Genomic DNA, 17,075 nt, shown 5'->3' on the forward strand with positions numbered 1-17,075 from the left:
GTCAGTCCTCGCGCTCCCACGGAGCCGGGATCGGGTAGTACTCCTCGAGGAACCCGATGACGGCCTTGGTGCGCGCCTCCGCCGAGATCTCGGGGAAGCTGCCGTCGTTGAGGCAGAAGAAGTCGACTCCGCGGTTCTTGAGGAGCTTGCGCATGTCCTTCAGCCCCTGGTGCATCGTCGTGTCGACGTACTTCACCGAGGCGTTCTCCTGCACGACCGCGCGCCCGGTCATCAGCGCGTAGTAGTGGTAGAGCGAGTTGGTGACGGAGACGTCGCTCGCGGAGCGGAAGCGGCTCGCGGCGGTCGCGGTGAACTCCGGCTCGAACTCGGCCTCGAGCTCGGCCATCACGGTCTTGCGGAGCGGCGTGGCGGCGTGCTCGAGGTGACGGGTCGTCATCGCGCCGAAGCGCTCGCGGAGCAGGCGCCGGTTGACGCGGGCCGCGTTCTCGAAGCCGCTGCGGGAGGCGTTGGAGTCGCCCATGCCGATGCGCGTCGTCGCCTCGATGAACTTCGTGATGCCTCCGGGCGAGAAGAAGATCGACGGGTCGACCGGGCGCCCGAAGAACATGTCGTCGTTGGAGTAGAGGAAGTGCTCCGCCAGCCCCGGGATGCGGTGCAGCTGGCTCTCGACCGCGTGGGAGTTGTGCGTCGGCAGCACCGAGAGGTCGCGGAAGTGGTCCTCGCTGCGCACGAGGGTGACGTCCGGGTGCTCGTCCAGCCAGCGCGGGCGCGGGGAGTCGGTGACGATGTAGATGTGCCGGATCCACGGCGCGTACATGTAGACGCTGCGCAGGGCGTACTTGAGCTCGTCGATCTGGCGGAAGCGCGCCGGAGCGTCGTCGCCCTCGCCCACCACGTAGCTCGCCATGCGGGCCGCACGGGCGCGCTGGAACTCCAGGTCGGTGCCGTCGACCCACGAGAAGACGATGTCCACCTCGAAGCGGATGTCGCTGACGAGCGGCTCGAACATGCCCTCGAACGTCGGCCAGGTGCGGCCGTACGCCTCGACGTGGGCGTCGATGGCTTCGGCGACGGGGAGGCTGTTGCGCATGAGCGCGTTCTCGGCGGGAGTGATGATCTCCTCCTCGCCCACCTTCCACAGCTCGAGGCGGACGCCGCTGCGGGCGCCGTAGCGCAGCGATCCCGTCGAGGAGACGCGCGGGCGGAAGAGCTTGAAGACGGAGGCGCGCGGGTACGGCGCGAGCACGCCCTCGGCCAGGAGCTGGGGCGGGGTGCCCCGCTTGTCGACCGTCTTGGCGTAGAAGGGCTCGGTCGCGAAGGCGCGCGCCAGCAGCGTGGCCAGCTCGGCGCCGAGCACGCGGTCCACCGCGAGGAAGGGCGAGCCGTCGGTGCCGCGGATGAGGCGGTAGGGGAATTCGGCGGCGTCGAGGACCTCGCCGATGGCGATCAGGTCCTCGGTCCAGGCCGCGCGGGGCGTCGTACTCGAGTTCACCAGCGAGAACAGGCCGGCATGGACCACGACGTCGTCGCGGTCGAAGTGGCGCGGGCGCAGGAGCGGTGACGGAAGAGCACGGACGGAAGGCATGATTCACATTATCCGCCGTGGATTTCGTCCGTGTGACCGGGCCGTCGGCTTGACAGCGACCGCGGGGCCGCGCGGTCAGCGCGAGAGCGACTCGAGACGGTCCCCCGCCTTCTCCGCGGCTTTCGCGGCCCGTCTGGCGCGGTGCCGCTCCTCGGCGGCGACGACCCCCAGCGCGAAGGCTCCCTCCCCGCTGCGATCGGCCTCCTCCAGGATCAGCGCACGGGCGGCGAGCGCGTCGCGCTCCTCCCCCAGGGCGTCGGCGAGGTCCTCTCCCGCCTCGGCGAGCGAGCGGCGCCGGGCGCCGACGGCCTCGGGGACGACCGCCCGCCACGCCTCCACGGTGTAGCGGAGCCGCTTCGCCGCCTTCCGCAGGTCGTGACGAGCCTCGAGCGAGCCGCCGGCCGCCGCGGACCCCGCCGCGGAGATGCGCGCGAGGTCCTTCGCGACGGAGCGGCGCACCAGCGCCGTCGCGCTCGAGCCGGCCCGCGCGGTGCGGGGCGGATCCGCGAGCAGGGCGTCGAGCGAGGCGAGGAGCGCGAGGTAGCGGCCGCCGCGCAGAGTGCGGTCGACGCGGCGCAGCGCCGAGGCGTGCCGGTGCTCGATCTCCTCCAGCAGGGCGGTGGGGGTGCTCGGGGCGCCCTCGACGGCCGCCAGGGAGGTGCGGAACCGCTCGGCGAGCACCTCCTGGTCGCGGGCCGCGCCGAGGACCCCTCCCAGCCAGCGCAGCTCGTCCCGCACGGGGTCGGTCGCCGCACGGTCGAGCACGGAGCGGGAGGCGGCGAGGACGGACCGGAGCCGGCGCGCGAGCACGCGCATCCGGTGCAGGGCGTCGTCGGCCTCGAGGCGCACCCGCGGGTCGACGGCGCGCAGCTCGCGCAGGAGCGAGCGGACCGCGGCGAGCGCCGCCTCCCCGCCGTTCCGCGGATCCGGGACCGTCTCCTCGATCGGGCCGCCGGTGGCCCGGGCGAGCTTGGAGGCGCTGGCGGCCGGGCGGGCGCCCGCGGCGAGGAGGCGCTGCTCGATCGCGTCGAGGACCCGCTCGCCCTCGTCGCCCGGGACGTCGACGAGCTCGACCTCCCACTCCCTCCAGCGCCGCTCGCGGCCGGTGCGCTGGTCGCGCGCGGTCACCAGGTCGTCGGCGATCTCGGCGAGCTCCCGCCCGTGGGAGTCGAGGGCGCGGGTGATCGAGCGGACCGTCTCGAGCAGCGCCAGCGGCTCGAGCGGCGCGCGCCCCACCTGCCCGAGCACCGGCTCGCGGACGGCGGACGGGACCGTGCGCGAGGCCGTGAGCTCCGCGTGGATCTCGGTGCGGCCGGAGGAGCCGGGCAGCTTGACGTGCCAGCCCTGGTCGGATCCGCCCTCGCGGCGGCGCAGCGTGATCCGCGCCCGGGACAGAGCGCGCTCGGCGGTGTCGAAGTACTCGGCGCGGAGGGTCACCGGCTCCTCGGTGCGGACGCTCGCGACGCTCCCGGTGCCGGTCAGGTCGGGCAGCCGGGTGCCCGCGTCGACGTCGTACTTGCGCTCGACCTCGGTCTGCACTCTCCGCGCACCGCCCGCCCGGGACGTCGCCGACTCGTTCTCCGCACCGCTGGCCATGCTCCATTGTGATCACGCCCGGCGCCGCTGCGGCACCCCGGGCGGCCAGGGGCGCCCTCGCCCTAGGCTGGAGCGATGACCGCGCCCGTTCCGCCCGTCGCCCGCCGCGTCCCCCTCGAGCGCCGCCACCACGGCGACGTGGTGGTCGACCACTACGAGTGGCTGCGCGAGAAGGAGAGCCCCGAGGTGATCGCGCACCTCGAGGCCGAGAACGCGTACACCGAGGCGGTGCTGGCTCCTCTCGCTCCGCTGCGCGAGCGCCTGTTCGAGGAGATCCGCTCGCGGACGAAGGAGACCGATCTCTCGGTCCCCGTCCGGGAGGGCTCCTGGTGGTACTTCTCGCGCTCCTACGAGGGCCGCCAGTACGCCGTGCACTGCCGAGCGCCGATCAGCGGGCCGGACGACTGGACGCCGCCGTCGATCGCCGAGGGCGGTCCGCTCGAGGGCGAGCAGGTCGTCCTGGACGGCAACGCGGAGGCGGAGGGGCACGACTTCTTCTCGCTCGGCAGCTTCGACGTCTCGGCGGACGGCCGACGGCTGCTCTTCGGCACCGACGTCGAGGGCGACGAGCGCTACACCCTCCGCATCCGCGACCTCGAGACCGGCGAGGACCTGCCGGACGTCATCGAGGGGACCGGCGGCGGAGCGACCTTCGGCGCGGACGCGCGCTTCGTCTTCTACCCGACCGTCGACGAGTCCTGGCGCCCCGACACGATCTGGCGGCACGAGGTCGGCGCCGGGACCCCGGACGAGGTCGTCTTCGCCGAGCCCGACGAGCGCTACTGGACCGGCGTGGGCCTCACCCGCAGCCGCCGCTTCCTCGTCATCGAGATCGGGAGCAAGATCACGAGCGAGTGCCTGCTGCTGGACGCGTCCGACCCGACCGGCTCCTTCCGCTCGGTGTGGCCGCGCCGCGAGGGCGTGGAGTACGAGGTCGAGCACGCCGTCATCGACGGGCGCGACCGCCTGCTGATCGTGCACAACGACGGCGCCCTCGACTTCGAGATCGTCGAGGAGCCGGCCGACCTGTCGCTCGACGCCGACGCCCGGGCCCGCGAGCGCCGCGTGGTGGTGCCGCACCGCGAGGGTCGCCGGATCGAGGGCGTCGACGCCTTCGCCGGGCACGTCGTCGTCTCGTACCGCGCCGACGGAGCCACCCGGCTCGGGCTGCTCCGCGAGGACGGCGCCGGAGCGCGGCTCGAGGAGATCGTCTTCGACGAGCCGCTCTACGACGCGGGCCTGGCGGGGAACCCGGAGTGGGAGCAGCCCTCCCTCCGCCTCGCCTACACCTCGTTCGTCACCCCCTCGACCGTGCTCGCGCTCGACGTCGCGACGGGCGAGCGCACGGTGCTCAAGCAGCAGCCGGTGCTCGGCGACTACGACCCCGCGCTGTACGTGCAGAGGAGGGAGTGGGCCGTGGCGGAGGACGGCACGCGGGTGCCGCTCTCGCTCGTCTGGCGCCGCGACGCCGCCGATCCGGACTCGGCCCCCGCGCCGCTCCTCCTCTACGGCTACGGCTCGTACGAGGCGAGCATCGACCCGGGCTTCTCGATCGCGCGCCTCTCGCTGCTCGACCGCGGCGTCGTCTTCGCCGTCGCGCACGTCCGCGGCGGCGGGGAGATGGGCCGCTCCTGGTACGAGAACGGGAAGACGCTGGCGAAGCGGACGACCTTCACCGACTTCGTCTCCGCGGCGCGGCACCTGGTCGACGCGGGCTTCACCACTCCGGACCGCCTGGTCGCGCAGGGAGGGTCGGCCGGCGGCCTGCTGATGGGCGCGGTCGCGAACCTCGCCCCGGAGGCGTTCGCCGGCGTCCTCGCGCAGGTCCCGTTCGTCGACGCGCTCACCTCGATCCTCGACCCGTCGCTCCCGCTCACGGTGATCGAGTGGGACGAGTGGGGCGACCCGCTGCACGACGCCGAGGTCTACGCCTACATGAAGTCGTACTCGCCCTACGAGAACGTCCGCGAGGACGTGCAGTACCCCCGGATCCTCGCGACGACGAGCCTCAACGACACCCGGGTGCTGTACGTGGAGCCGGCGAAGTGGGTGGCCCGGCTCCGCGAGGTCGGCGCTCCCGCGCTGCTGCGCACCGAGATGACAGCGGGACACGGCGGAGTGAGCGGACGCTACGAGCGCTGGCGCGAGATCGCGTTCGAGTACGCCTGGACGCTGGACGTGCTCGAGCTGGCCTGAGCGCCCCGCCGCAAGCCCCTCCGCCCGTCGTCCGCGGCCAGTAGGGTTCGGGGTGCCGACGGAGGGAAGAGCATGAGCGCAGGCCTGTCGATCGACCGCATCGCCGCATGGGTGGCGGACCAGAGGTGGTACGCGAGCAAGGGGCGGCGCCCCGAGCTGGAGGTCCGCGGCGCCTGGTCGCTGCACCCCGGCGAGGCGGAGGTGGTGGACCACCTCTTCATCGACCGGGCAGGCACGAGCCCGGTGCTGTACCAGGTGCCGGTGACCGTCCACGCGGCTCCGGTGCCGGGGCTCGAGGACGCCCTCGTCTACTCCGACGACGCGCACTTCGTGTACGACGCTCCGCGCGACCCGGTGTTCGCCCGCGCCCTGCTCGGGATGATCGCCGACGGTGGCCGCTCCGACGAGGACGGCGCCCAGGGCGGCGCCCGCGCCGAGGGCCACCGGCAACCGGGTGCCGCGATCGGGGCGTTCGCGTCCTCGAAGGTGCTCAGCGGCGAGCAGTCGAACACCTCGGTGATCGTCCGCACCACCGCCGACGACGGATCCGACGCGACCCCGGTGATCGTCAAGGTCTTCCGCGCCCTCCACCACGGCGACAACCCGGACGTGACGGTGCAGTCGGCGCTCAACGCCGCCGGGAGCGCCCTCGTCCCGCCCGTGATCGGCAACGTGACCGGCGAGTGGGACGACGAGGGCGAGGAGACGGGCCGCGCCTTCGGGCACCTCGCCTTCGCGCAGGAGTTCCTCCCCGGGGTCCAGGACGCGTGGCGCGTCGCCCTCGAGGCGGTCGCCGCCGACTCCGACTTCACCGGACCCGCCCGCGAGCTGGGCCGCGCCACCGCCGAGGTGCACGCGACGCTGGCGGAGGTCATGCCGACCGAGGACACCACGTCCGAGGTCGTCGAGCGGATGGTCGCGGCCATGCGCCGTCGCCTGCGCATCGCCTCGGCCGAGGTCCCCGTGATCGCCGAGGACTCGGAGGCGATCGAGGCCGTGTTCCGCGCCGCCGAGACCGCTACGTGGCCGAGGCTCCAGCGCATCCACGGCGACTACCACCTCGGGCAGGTCCTGTCCGTGCCCGATCGCGGCTGGGTGCTCCTCGACTTCGAGGGCGAGCCGCTGCGGCCCATGCACGAGCGCCGTCTTCCCGACGTGGCGCTGCGCGACGTGGCGGGGATGCTGCGCTCCTTCGACTACGCGGCGGGTGCGCACGAGCAGGCCGAGCCGGGCGCCTCGAGGGCGGCGTGGGCGGCGGCGAGCCGTGCCGCGTTCCTCGAGGGCTACGCCGAGCAGGCGGGCGACGCGGTCACCGCGCACCGGGCGGTGCTCGACGCGTTCGAGCTCGACAAGGCCGTCTACGAGGCGATCTACGAGGCGCGCAACCGGCCGGAGTGGCTGTCGATCCCGGTCGCCGCGGTGCAGCGCCTCGCCGGACGCTCGTAGGGTGGCAGGCATGAGCGACGACACCGACGACAAGAAGCCCCTGGACCCGCTGAGCGACTTCAGCATCCCGGGCGACACCGATCTGCACACGACCGGCGACGCCTCGGGCGCGGACGGCGACGAGGTCGCGGAGCCCGGAGCGGACGAGGACTGAGCCGCCTGCTCCGCGGGGCCTGCCTCGGCCGTCGGCTCCGCTGAGCCGGCGGCCGTCCTAGCCCAGCGGGGCGAGCGGCTCGACCGCCGGCCCCTCCAGCACCGTCCCGTCGGCTGCGAAGCGGGAGCCGTGCAGCGGGCAGTCCCAGCTGCGCTCCGAGTCGTTCCAGGTGACGATCCCGCCCAGGTGCGGGCACACCGCCGACACCGCGCAGCGCCGCCCCTCCACGGTGGAGACCGCGACGGGCTGCAGGCCGTCGCGGGCGAGCGAGCCCTGGCCCTCCGCCGGCACCACCCCGGCCGAGCGGGGCGCGCGGAGCGCTGCCGACCACCCGCGGGCGTACCAGGCGCCCACCGCCAGCCCGGCGCCGAGCCCCTCCGCCATCACCCGCGGCAGCGTGGGCCGGCGGTGCAGCGTCCTCGCCCAGGCCGGCGTCCCGCCCTCGAGGTCGGCGACGAGCGTCAGCGCGGCCTGCACCGCGTTGGTCATCCCCCACTTGGCGTAGCCGGTCGCCAGGAAGATCCGTCCGCGGCCCCGCGGCAGCCAGCCCACGAACGGCACACGGTGGAACGGCTCGTAGTCCTGGGCGCTCCACTGCGCGACCGGCTCCGCCCCCGGGAAGGACCGCCGCGTCCAGGCGACCAGGTCGTCCACCGCCTCCGAGGTGACGGGCCTGCGCCCCACGGGGTGGCCGTTGCCGCCGATCAGGAGGAGCCGCTCGCCGTCGCGCTCGGCGTCGCGCACCGAGCGGGTCGGCTCGTCGACCGAGAGGTACATGCCGTCGGGGATCGGCGCGTCGGTGCGGAACGCGACCGCGTACGAGCGCAGCGCGGCGATCTTGGCGAAGTACAGGCCGCGGTCGAGGATCGGCGCCCCCGTGAGCAGGTAGGCCCGGTCCCCGGTCACCGGGCCCGCGCTGGTGCGGACCCGGACGGGAGCGGTCGCTCGCATCCCGAGGGCCCGGACGCCCTGCACCAGGGTGCCCCCGGCGGCGCGGAAGTCGGCGGCGAGCGCCGTGAGGACGTCCATCGGGTCGAACTGGGCCTGGTCGTCGAGGGCGACGGCCGCCGTGCTGGGGAACGGCACGTCGAGCTCGCCGACGAGGCGGGTCGCGAGGCCGAAGCGGCGCGCGGTCGTGTGCTCCTTCAGGACGGCGTCCACGCCCTCGGGCGTCTGCGCGTAGCTGTAGGCGGTGCGCCTCTGCACCGGCACGCCCGCGCCCTCGCAGTAGTCGAGCAGCCAGCGGAAGCCCGCGAGGTTCGCCGCGACGTAGGCCTCGGTCACCGCGGGGATGTTGCGCTCCGCGATCCGGGAGAGGTGCGCTCCCTGTAGGAGGCTGAGCTTCGCCGTCGTGTTCCCGGTCGTGACCGCGCCGACCTCCCGCGCCTCCAGCACCAGCACGCGCCGGCCGGTCCGCTGCAGGAGGAGCGCGGTGACCAGCCCGGTGAGCCCGGCGCCGACCACGACGTCGTCGTAGTGCGCGCCCGGGACGAACTCGTCGGAGGGGATCGGAGCCGCGCTCGCCCGCCAGAGGGAGCGGGGCCGCGGGGCCGTCGTGGTCGTGTCCTCCGGAGTCATCGGGAGTCCCTCCGCTCAGGGGCCGGACGGCCCGCGACCGACGCTACGCGGAGCCTTCGGGACCGTCACGGTGTTGACACGTCGCGGGACGCGGGCTCAGAGCCAGCCCCACCGCTTGAAGAGCCGGTGCAGCACCACGCTCGAGGCGAGCATCGCCGCGAGCGCCGCCGGGTACCCCCACGCCACGTGCAGCTCGGGCATCACGTCGAAGTTCATGCCGTAGATGCTCGAGATCATGGTCGGCGCGAAGAAGATGGCCGCCCACGCGGAGATCCGCTTGACCTCGTCGTTCTGCTGGTTGCCCACCTCCGCGAGCTTCTTCATGTCCTCGTTCTGGCGCTGGGCGACGAGGGTCGCGTTCACCGCCAGGATCTCCCGCAGCGTGGTGCGGAAACCGTCGACCCGCTCGGTGACGAGCGCGACGTGGTCGGCGACGTCGCGGATGTAGCGGCGCAGCTCCACATCGGACTGGAACACCTCGAAGTCGGTGACGAGCCGCCCGAGCATGCCGGTCAGCGGAGCGACCGCGCGCTGGAAGTCCAGCACCTCCTGGCTGAGCTCGTAGATGCGGCGGGACACCGCCGGGTCGCCCTCGAAGACCTGCGCCTCGATCTCGTCGATGTCGTTCTCGAGACCGGCGACGACGGGCGAGTACTGGTCCACGACGGCGTCGAGGATCGCGTACAGCACGGCGACCGGGCCGACGCGCAGCAGCTCCGGATCGGCCTCCATCCGCCGCCGCACCAGCGAGAGGTCGGGCTTCTCGGAGTGGCGGACCGTGACGACGAAGTTCGACCCCACGAACAGGTGGAGCTCGCCGAAGTCGACCTCCTCGCGCTGGTCGGAGTAGCTGGCGGCGCGCAGCACCACGAACATGTCGCTGCCGTACCGCTCGAGCTTGGGCCTCTGGTGCGCGCTGATCGCGTCCTCGAGGGCGAGCGGGTGCATCGAGAACTCGTCCTCGAGCGCGGCGAGCTCGGCCGCGTTCGGCCGGTACAGCCCGATCCACGCCATCGCGTCGGGCAGCTTCTGCAGGGCGGCGAGCGCCTCCGGGATGCTGCCGGGTGAGACGACCCGGCGGCCGTCCTGGTAGATCGCGTTGTCGACCGTGCTGGTGCGGGCCGGCTCGTCGTCCGGGCGCAGACGCTGGATGGGAGCGGTGTCCTCGGCGGCGGCGCGGGTGCGCGAGCCCAGACCCAGGATCGTCGCGGGGACGCGGGGCAGCTTCACGACCATCTCCTCTGCTCGACCGACGCCCTATTGTGCACCTCCCGGTGAACGGGAGGTGTCCGCTGCGCCGCCGGTGTCGGAGGGCCTCACTAGCCTGGAGGCACTCCCCCGGACGACGCAGAGGAAGGACGACCGTGAAGCTGCTGCACACCTCGGACTGGCACATCGGCCGCACCTTCCACGGTCACTCCACGACGGCGGCGCTCGCGACCGTGCTCGAGGCCCTGGTCGAGACGGTGCGGGCCGAGCGCGTGGACGCGGTGCTGATCGCCGGCGACGTCTTCGACTCCGCCGTGCCCGCCGCAGAGCACTACACCCTCCTCACCCGCACGCTCGAGGCGATCCGCGCGGCCGGCGCCGAGGTCGTCCTCACCAGCGGCAACCACGACTCCCCCGCCCGGCTCGGCTTCCAGGCCGGGCTCCTGCGCGGAGCGGGCGTCCACGTCCTCACCGACCCCGAGGCGTACGCCGAGCCGGTCCTGCTGCGCGACGCGTCCGGCCTCGAGGTCGGCGTCCACGGCATCCCCTTCCTCGAGCCCGCCCTCTACCGCCACCGGCACCCGGAGGAGCAGCTGCGCCGCCACGAGGACGTGCTCGCCTTCGCGATGGCGCGGGTGCGCGCCGCCGCCGAGGCGGCGGGCCGTCCCTGGGTCGTGCTCGCGCACTGCTTCGCGGTCGGAGCCCCGGCCGCGGTCCTCGAGCGCGACATCACGGCGGGCGGGCTCGACTACGTCTCGGTCGAGCACTTCGCCGCGGCCGACTACGCGGCGCTCGGGCACATCCACGGACGCGCCGAACTGCTGCCGGGCGTGCGCTACTCCGGAGCGCCGCTGCACTACTCGTTCGGCGAGGCGTCGAAGCCGCGCGGCGCCTGGCTGGTGACGATCGGGCCCGAGGGGCTCGAGGGCGTCGAGTGGTCGCCGCTCCCCGTACCGAGGAGGCTCAGCGTGATCGAGGGCGAGCTCCAGCAGCTGCTGCGCGATCCCTCCCTGGCCGAGGTGGAGGGCGACTGGGTCTCGGCGGTGCTCACCGATCCCGTGCGCCCGCTCGACGCGATGGCGCGCCTGCAGTCGCGCTTCCCCGGCTGCGCCACGCTCGAGCACCGGCCCCCGCACGCCGCGGCCGAGCCGCGCGCGTACGCCGAGCGGATCCGCGGGCGGAGCGACGTGGAGGTCGTCGACGACTTCCTCGCCCACGTCCGCGGCGGTCACGGCGCCACGGAGACCGAGCGCGCCCTCACCCTCGACGCGCTCGCGGCCGTCGAGGCCGAGGCTCTGCGGTGAGGATCCGCCGACTCGCCTTCGCCGGGCTCGGACCGTTCCGCGCCGAGCAGTGCGTCGACTTCGACCGGCTCGAGGACGTGGGCGTGTACCTCATCGCCGGGCGCACCGGAGCGGGCAAGTCGACGATCCTCGACGCGATCGCGTTCGCGCTCTACGGCTCGGTCCCCCGCTTCGACGGCACCGCCTCGCGCCTCCGGAGCGACCACAGCGGCCCCGAGGACGAGACCTTCGCCGAGCTCGACTTCGAGGCGGCGGGGCGCGTCTACCGCGTCCGGCGCTCGCCCGAGTACGAGCGGCCGAAACGGCGCGGCACCGGCACCACGACCCAGCCGGCGAAGGTCGAGCTGCTGGAGCAGGTCGACGGCACCTGGGTCGGGCTCTCGTCGAGCGCGAAGGAGGTGGGCGCCGACATCGGCCGGATCGTCGGCCTGACGAAGGACCAGTTCCTCCAGGTGATCCTGCTGGCGCAGAACCGCTTCCACGAGTTCCTGCTCGCGAAGAACGACGACCGGCAGCGGCTCCTGCGCACGCTCTTCGCGACCGAGCGCTTCGATCTGCTCCGCCGCCGCCTGCTCGAGCAGCGCGACGCGAGCGCCGTCGGGCTCGAGGAGGAGCGCGCGGCCGTGACGGCGCTCGCGGACGAGGCCGTCCGGCTCCTCGATGACGGAGCCGAGCCGCCTCTGCCGGACGCCGCCTGGTTCGCCGGGCTGCCGGCGCGGCTCGCCGCTCCGCTCGAGGCGGCCCGGGCCGGCTCCGCCGCGGCCGACGCGGCGCACGAGGCCGCGGGCGCCGCTCTCGACGAGGCCCGGCGCACCGCCCGGGGCCAGGAGCGGCGCCGGCGCGCCCTCATCGAGGCGGAGGAGCTCGTGGTCGCCGAGGCGCACGTCGAGCAGCAGCGGGCCGCAATCGAGCGCGCGCACCGGGCCGACGGCGTGCTGCCGCTGCTCCGCTCCGCCCGGGCAGCCGCCGAGAAGGAGCGGGCCGCCCGGCAGCAGCGCGACCTCGCGGCCGACGCCTACGGGGACGCGTCCGGGGGCCCGGCCGCCGAGACGGCCGAACGGCTCGCCGCTGTCCTCGGCGCCCTCACCGAGGCGCTGGCCGAGGAGCGCCGGCTCCCCGACGCGGAGCGCGTCGCCGAGCGGTCCGCGCGCGCCGAGCAGGCGGCGGCGACCGCGCTCGCCGGGATCGAGGCGGAGCTGCGCGAGCTGCCCGCTCGCGTCGACGCGCTCGCCGGCGAGGAGGAGTCCCTGGCCGGGGAGGCCGCCGCCGTCCCCGCGCGCGTCGACGAGCTCGCCGCGCTCGAGCGGAGGATCGCCGCGGCCCTCGAGCGCGATCTCACTGCGGCGGGCCTGCAGCGGCTCCGCACGGCCTACGCCGACGCGGCGCGCGTCCACGGCGAGCGCGCCGCGGAGCAGGCCGCCCTGATCGCGCGCCGGTTCGCCGGGTTCGCCGGGGAGCTCGCCGAGCGGCTGGAGCCGGGCGAGCCCTGCCCCGTCTGCGGCTCGTGCGAGCACCCCCGCCCGGCCGAGCACGACGGCCCGACGACGGTCGGCACCGACGACCTCGACCGGGCCCGCGTCGCGGTGGAGCGCGCCGCCGCCGCCCTCGACGGCGCCCGCGAGCGCGAGGGAGCCGCGGCTCGGGCTCTCGCGGCGCTCGAGGAGCGCGTGGGCGAGGACGCGGATCCGGAGTCGCTCCGCCCGGCGCACGAGGAGCGGCTCGCCTCGGCGCGCCGCGCCGCCGCCCGCATGGAGGAGCTGCGGCGCGAGCGCATCCGGCTGCGCACCCGGATCGACGCTCTCACGACCGGGCGGGACGCCGCTCGCAAGGAGCACCGCGCCCGCGCCGACGAGTCCGCCCTCGCCGCTGAAGCGCTGCGGCTGCTGCGGGAGCGCGTCGAGGCCTTCCGCGACGGCGCGACGAGCGTCCCCTCGCGCGTCGAGCAGCTGAACGCCCAGCGCCGTCGTGCCGTCGCCCTGGTCGAGGCCGAGGAGGCGGCCGTCTCGCGGTCCGAGGCCGCCGCCGCCGCCCGGGAGGAGCTCGCCGAGGTCCTCGCCGAGCGCGGCTTCACGACCGCCGAGGAGGCCGAGTCGGCCGCGCTGGCCAGCGGGGACCGGGCGCGGGCCGAGGCCGTCGTCGCCGAGCACGAGCGACGGCGGAGCGCGACGGAGGCGGTGCTCGCCGACCCGGAGCTCCGCGGACTGCCGGGCACGGCCGTCGACCTCGCCGACGCCGAGGGGCGCTCGCGCGAGGCCTCCGCCCGTCGCGACGAGGCGCGAGCCGGCCTCTCCGTGCTCGAGCACCGCTCGGAGCGCCTGGCCGAGCTCGCCGCGACGGCCGCGGGCCGCCTCGCGGTGCTGGGTGAGCGCCTCCGCCGCCACGAGGAGCTGCGCGCGCTGGCCGAGACCGTCTCCGGCCGGGGGCAGAACACGCGCCGGATGGACCTCGAGGCCTTCGCCCTCGCCGGACGTCTGGAGGAGATCGTGACCGCGGCGAACCTCCGCCTCGACGCGATGACCAGCGGCCGCTACGCGCTCGCCCACGACGACTCGCTCGCCTACCGCGGCGCCGCCTCCGGCCTCGGGATCGACGTGCTCGACGCCTTCACCGGCGTCCGCCGGCAGCCCGCCTCGCTCTCCGGCGGCGAGACGTTCCTCGCCTCGCTCGCCCTCGCCCTCGGCCTCGCCGACGTGGTGACGGCGCAGTCCGGCGGCATCTCGCTCGAGACCATGTTCATCGACGAGGGCTTCGGCTCGCTCGATGCCGAGACGCTCGAGACGGCGCTCAGCACGCTCGACGAGCTGCGGTCGGGCGGTCGGACGATCGGCCTGATCAGCCATGTCGACGCGATGCGCGAGCGGCTTCCGATCGGCCTCCGCGTCGCGGTGGGGCCGCGCGGCGACTCGACGATCCTCACCGGCTGAGCGGCCGCTCACGGGCGAAGGGGCGACGACGTCCCGCTGGCTCCTCTCGCACTGCAGCAGCGAGCGCGCCCGCGCCCGCTGCTAGGGTCGTGCGCAGTGACACGGGGTGCCCGCCAGGGCTGAGAGAAGACCCGTTGAACCTGATCTAGTTCGTACTAGCGAAGGGATGTCGCGAATGAGCATTCGCACGCCTGTCCACCCGACCCTCCCCGCCGACACGGCGCCCGACCCGGCGTCCGTGGGTCGCGATCTCGCCGAGCTCCGCGCCGCCGGGCCCCTGGTGCAGTGCATCACGAACGCGGTCGTCACCGGCTTCACCGCCAACAGCCTCCTGGCCCTCGGCGCCAGCCCGGCGATGTGCGACCTGCCCGGCGAGGCGGGCGTCTTCGCGGGCCTCGCCTCGGCCGTGCTCGTCAACCTCGGCACGCCCGGAGCGGAGCAGCGCGAGGGTGCTCGCGAGGCGGTCGCCGCGGCCGGACGCGCCGGTACCCCGTGGGTGCTCGATCCGGTCGCCGTGGGCCCGCTGCCCGTCCGCACCGCTCTGGCGGTGGAGCTGCTCGAGGCGCGGCCCGCGATCATCCGCGGCAACGCCTCCGAGATCCTCGCCCTCGCGGGAGCCGGTGCGGGCGGCCGCGGCGTGGACGCCGTCGACACCGCCGAGCAGGCGCTCGACTCCGCCCGCGTCCTCGCCCGCCGCACCGGCGGCGTGGTCGCCGTCTCGGGAGCGGTCGACCTCGTCACCGACGGCGAGCGGATCGTCCGGGTCACGGGGGGCCACCCGCTGCTGACCCGCGTGACCGGCGGCGGCTGCGCGCTCGGCGCCGTGATGGCGGCGTTCCTCGGCGCGGGCGCCCGCCCGCTCGACGCGGCCGTCAGCGCCTCCGCGGTCTGGGGCCTCGCCGCCGAGCGGGCCGCCGCCGCGAGCAGCGGTCCCGGGTCCTTCGCCGTCGGCCTCCTCGACGCCCTCGCTGCCCTCCAGCCGGCCGACGCCGAGGCCGGGGCGCGGATCGCATGAGCCTCGACCTCTCGCTCTACCTCGTCACGGACACCGCCCAGTGCGGCCCGCGCGGCGTGCCCGCGGTGGTCGCCGCCGCCGTCCGGGGCGGAGTCACGACCGTGCAGATCCGCGATCACGACGCCCCCGCCGCCGAGCTCGTCGCCCTGACCCGGGCCGTCGCCGCCGTCCTCGACGAGCGCACGACCCTGCTGGTCGACGACCGCGTCGACGTCGCCCTCGCCGCCCGCCTCGCGGGCGCCCGCGTCCACGGCGTCCACCTCGGGCAGTCCGACCTCCCCGTCACCGCCGCCCGCTCGCTGCTCGGACCCGACGCGGTGATCGGGCTCACCGCGAACACCCCCGAGCACCTCGCCGCCGTCCGCGCCCTGCCCGCGGGGACGGTCGACTACCTCGGCGTCGGCGTCATCCGGCCCACCGCGACCAAGCCCGACCACCCCGCTCCCCTCGGTGTCGACGGGTTCGCCGCCCTCGCCGCGGCCACGGCGCTGCCCTGCGTCGCCATCGGCGGAGTCGGAGCCGCGGACGCGGGGCCACTCCGCCTCGCCGGTGCGGCCGGCCTCGCGGTCGTGTCGGCGCTCTGCACGGCCGCCGACCCCGCGGCGGCCGCCCGCCTGATCCGAGCGGAGTGGGACCGGTGACCGCCGGCGCCCGCGTCCCCCGTGTCCTCAGCATCGCCGGCACCGATCCGACCGGCGGTGCAGGCGTCCAGGCCGACCTCAAGTCGATCGGCGCGCTCGGCGGCTACGGCATGGCGGTCGTCACCGCGCTCGTCGCGCAGAACACGCACGGTGTCCGCTCCGTGCACCTGCCACCCGCCGCGTTCCTCCGCGAGCAGCTCGACGCGGTGAGCGACGACGTCACGATCGACGCGGTGAAGATCGGGATGCTCGCCACGGCCGAGTACGCCGGAGTCGTCGCCGAGTGGCTCGACGAGGTCCGCCCGCCCGTCGTGGTCGTGGATCCGGTGATGGTCGCGACCAGCGGTCACCGGCTGCTCGCTCCCGAGGCGGAGGACGCCGTGCGCGACCTGCTCCGCCGCGCCGACCTGGTGACGCCGAACCTCCCCGAGCTGGGCGTGCTGGCCGGAGAGCCGACCGCCTCCGACTGGCCGGCCGCGCTCGCGCAGGGAGCGGCACTCGCCCGCGCCCTCGAGGCCGCCGTGCTGGTGAAGGGCGGCCACCTCGACGGCCCCGCCACCCCGGACGCGATCGTCACCCCCGACGGCCTCGTGCGCGAGGTCCCCGGCGAGCGCGTCGCCACCTCGAACACGCACGGCACCGGGTGCTCGCTCTCGTCCGCGATGGCGACGCTCCTGGCCGGGCGCGACGCCTCCTCCGACGCCCTGGTCGAGGCGCTGACGGAGGCCAAGGAGTGGCTGACCGGCGCCCTGCGCGCCGCCGACGCTCTCGAGGTCGGCTCCGGCAACGGCCCGATCGACCACTTCCACCGGCAACGTCCTCCGGCGTTCTGCGCGGACGTCTGGGAGCGGACGCGGACCCTCCGCGACGAGATCGACGCGCTCCCGTTCGTGCGGGCCCTCGGCGACGGCTCCCTCGGGCGGGAGGACTTCGAGTGGTACCTCGAGCAGGACGCTCTCTACCTCACCGAGTACGCCCGCGTCCTGGCCGTGGCGGCGCAGCGCGCGCCGACCACCGCCGAGCAGGTCTTCTGGGCCGAGGGCTCGGCGTCCGCCCTCGCAGCGGAGGCGCAGCTGCACCGCGACCGGCTCGGGACCAGGGACGCGGCTCCCGCGCCCGTGACCCGCGGCTACACCGACCACCTGCTCGCGGTCGCCGCGCGGGGCGGCTACGGCGAGATCGTCGCCGCCCTGCTCCCCTGCTTCTGGCTCTACGCCGACGTCGGGTCGCGCCTCGCCGCCTCCGGGCACCCCGAGCACCCCTACGCGGACTGGCTGCTCACGTACGGCGACCCGGTCTTCGCGACGGCCACCGAGCGGGCGATCGAGTTCACGGAGCAGGCCGCCCGCGACGCCTCACCGAGGCAGCGCGCCGCGATGAGGGACGCGTTCCTGCGGTCGAGTTCGTTCGAGAAGGACTTCTTCGCCGCACCGCTCGCCCGGACCGGCTGAGCTCTCAGCCGGCCC

12 protein-coding genes and 1 riboswitch are annotated in these 17,075 nt (G+C 75.0%); of the genes, 8 read left to right on the plus strand and 4 right to left on the minus strand.

Annotated features, from left to right (window positions below; genetic code table 11):
* Position 1: 1 nt before the first annotated feature.
* Together C5C95_RS08090 and C5C95_RS08095 are read right to left on the minus strand one after the other, a co-directional pair.
* Positions 2 to 1,546, minus strand: coding sequence for a stealth family protein (locus C5C95_RS08090; RefSeq protein WP_104233778.1), 1,545 nt, complete (start codon positions 1,544 to 1,546; stop codon positions 2 to 4).
* A gap of 75 nt (positions 1,547 to 1,621) precedes the next feature.
* Positions 1,622 to 3,142, minus strand: coding sequence for a CYTH and CHAD domain-containing protein (locus C5C95_RS08095; protein ID WP_104324187.1), 1,521 nt, complete (start codon positions 3,140 to 3,142; stop codon positions 1,622 to 1,624).
* A gap of 75 nt (positions 3,143 to 3,217) precedes the next feature.
* Here C5C95_RS08095 and C5C95_RS08100 point away from each other — a divergent pair, with 75 nt between their 5' ends.
* The 3 genes from C5C95_RS08100 to C5C95_RS17420 all read left to right on the plus strand — a co-directional run bounded on the left by C5C95_RS08100 (position 3,218) and on the right by C5C95_RS17420 (position 6,938).
* Positions 3,218 to 5,338: a S9 family peptidase gene (locus C5C95_RS08100; protein WP_104324188.1), complete on the plus strand. Its 2,121-nt coding sequence runs from the start codon at positions 3,218 to 3,220 to the stop codon at positions 5,336 to 5,338.
* Positions 5,339 to 5,410: 72 nt separating this feature from the next.
* Positions 5,411 to 6,784, plus strand: coding sequence for a phosphotransferase (locus C5C95_RS08105; RefSeq protein WP_104324189.1), 1,374 nt, complete (start codon positions 5,411 to 5,413; stop codon positions 6,782 to 6,784).
* A 10-nt stretch (positions 6,785 to 6,794) separates the two neighbouring features.
* On the plus strand, positions 6,795 to 6,938 hold the full coding sequence (locus C5C95_RS17420) for a hypothetical protein (RefSeq protein WP_159914626.1): 144 nt from the start codon (positions 6,795 to 6,797) through the stop codon (positions 6,936 to 6,938).
* Between the two features lie 57 nt (positions 6,939 to 6,995).
* Here C5C95_RS17420 and C5C95_RS08110 read toward each other — a convergent pair whose 3' ends face one another.
* Positions 6,996 to 8,516: an FAD-dependent oxidoreductase gene (locus tag C5C95_RS08110; RefSeq protein WP_104324190.1), complete on the minus strand. Its 1,521-nt coding sequence runs from the start codon at positions 8,514 to 8,516 to the stop codon at positions 6,996 to 6,998.
* 96 nt (positions 8,517 to 8,612) lie between these two features.
* Positions 8,613 to 9,752, minus strand: a complete 1,140-nt coding sequence (locus C5C95_RS08115; RefSeq protein WP_104223070.1) for a magnesium and cobalt transport protein CorA — start codon at positions 9,750 to 9,752, stop codon at positions 8,613 to 8,615.
* Between the two features lie 128 nt (positions 9,753 to 9,880).
* Between C5C95_RS08115 and C5C95_RS08120 the strand changes: the two genes are divergently transcribed.
* The 5 genes from C5C95_RS08120 (at position 9,881) to thiD (ending at position 17,060) form a co-directional block, all read left to right on the plus strand.
* The gene (locus C5C95_RS08120; protein ID WP_104260936.1) at positions 9,881 to 11,029 is read left to right on the plus strand and encodes an exonuclease SbcCD subunit D; all 1,149 of its coding nucleotides are present in this window, start codon (positions 9,881 to 9,883) and stop codon (positions 11,027 to 11,029) included.
* Entirely contained in the window at positions 11,026 to 13,953 is a 2,928-nt protein-coding gene (locus C5C95_RS08125) for an AAA family ATPase (RefSeq protein WP_104324191.1), read from the plus strand. Before C5C95_RS08120 ends, C5C95_RS08125 begins: the two co-directional genes overlap by 4 nt.
* A 92-nt stretch (positions 13,954 to 14,045) precedes the next feature.
* Positions 14,046 to 14,137: riboswitch (TPP riboswitch) on the plus strand.
* Complete coding sequence (gene thiM, locus C5C95_RS08130; protein WP_104246561.1) at positions 14,129 to 14,968, plus strand: hydroxyethylthiazole kinase; 840 nt, start codon at positions 14,129 to 14,131, stop codon at positions 14,966 to 14,968. Its footprint overlaps the riboswitch before it by 9 nt.
* On the plus strand, positions 14,965 to 15,609 hold the full coding sequence (gene thiE / locus C5C95_RS08135; protein ID WP_104255108.1) for a thiamine phosphate synthase: 645 nt from the start codon (positions 14,965 to 14,967) through the stop codon (positions 15,607 to 15,609). Before thiM ends, thiE begins: the two co-directional genes overlap by 4 nt.
* A complete protein-coding gene (gene thiD / locus C5C95_RS08140) occupies positions 15,606 to 17,060 on the plus strand; it encodes a bifunctional hydroxymethylpyrimidine kinase/phosphomethylpyrimidine kinase (protein WP_104324192.1) in 1,455 nt (484 codons plus the stop codon). The genes thiE and thiD overlap by 4 nt, the downstream gene beginning before the upstream one ends.
* Positions 17,061 to 17,075: the final 15 nt, after the last annotated feature.

This window comes from Rathayibacter sp. AY1B7 (assembly GCF_002932735.1).
Taxonomy (GTDB): domain Bacteria; phylum Actinomycetota; class Actinomycetes; order Actinomycetales; family Microbacteriaceae; genus Rathayibacter.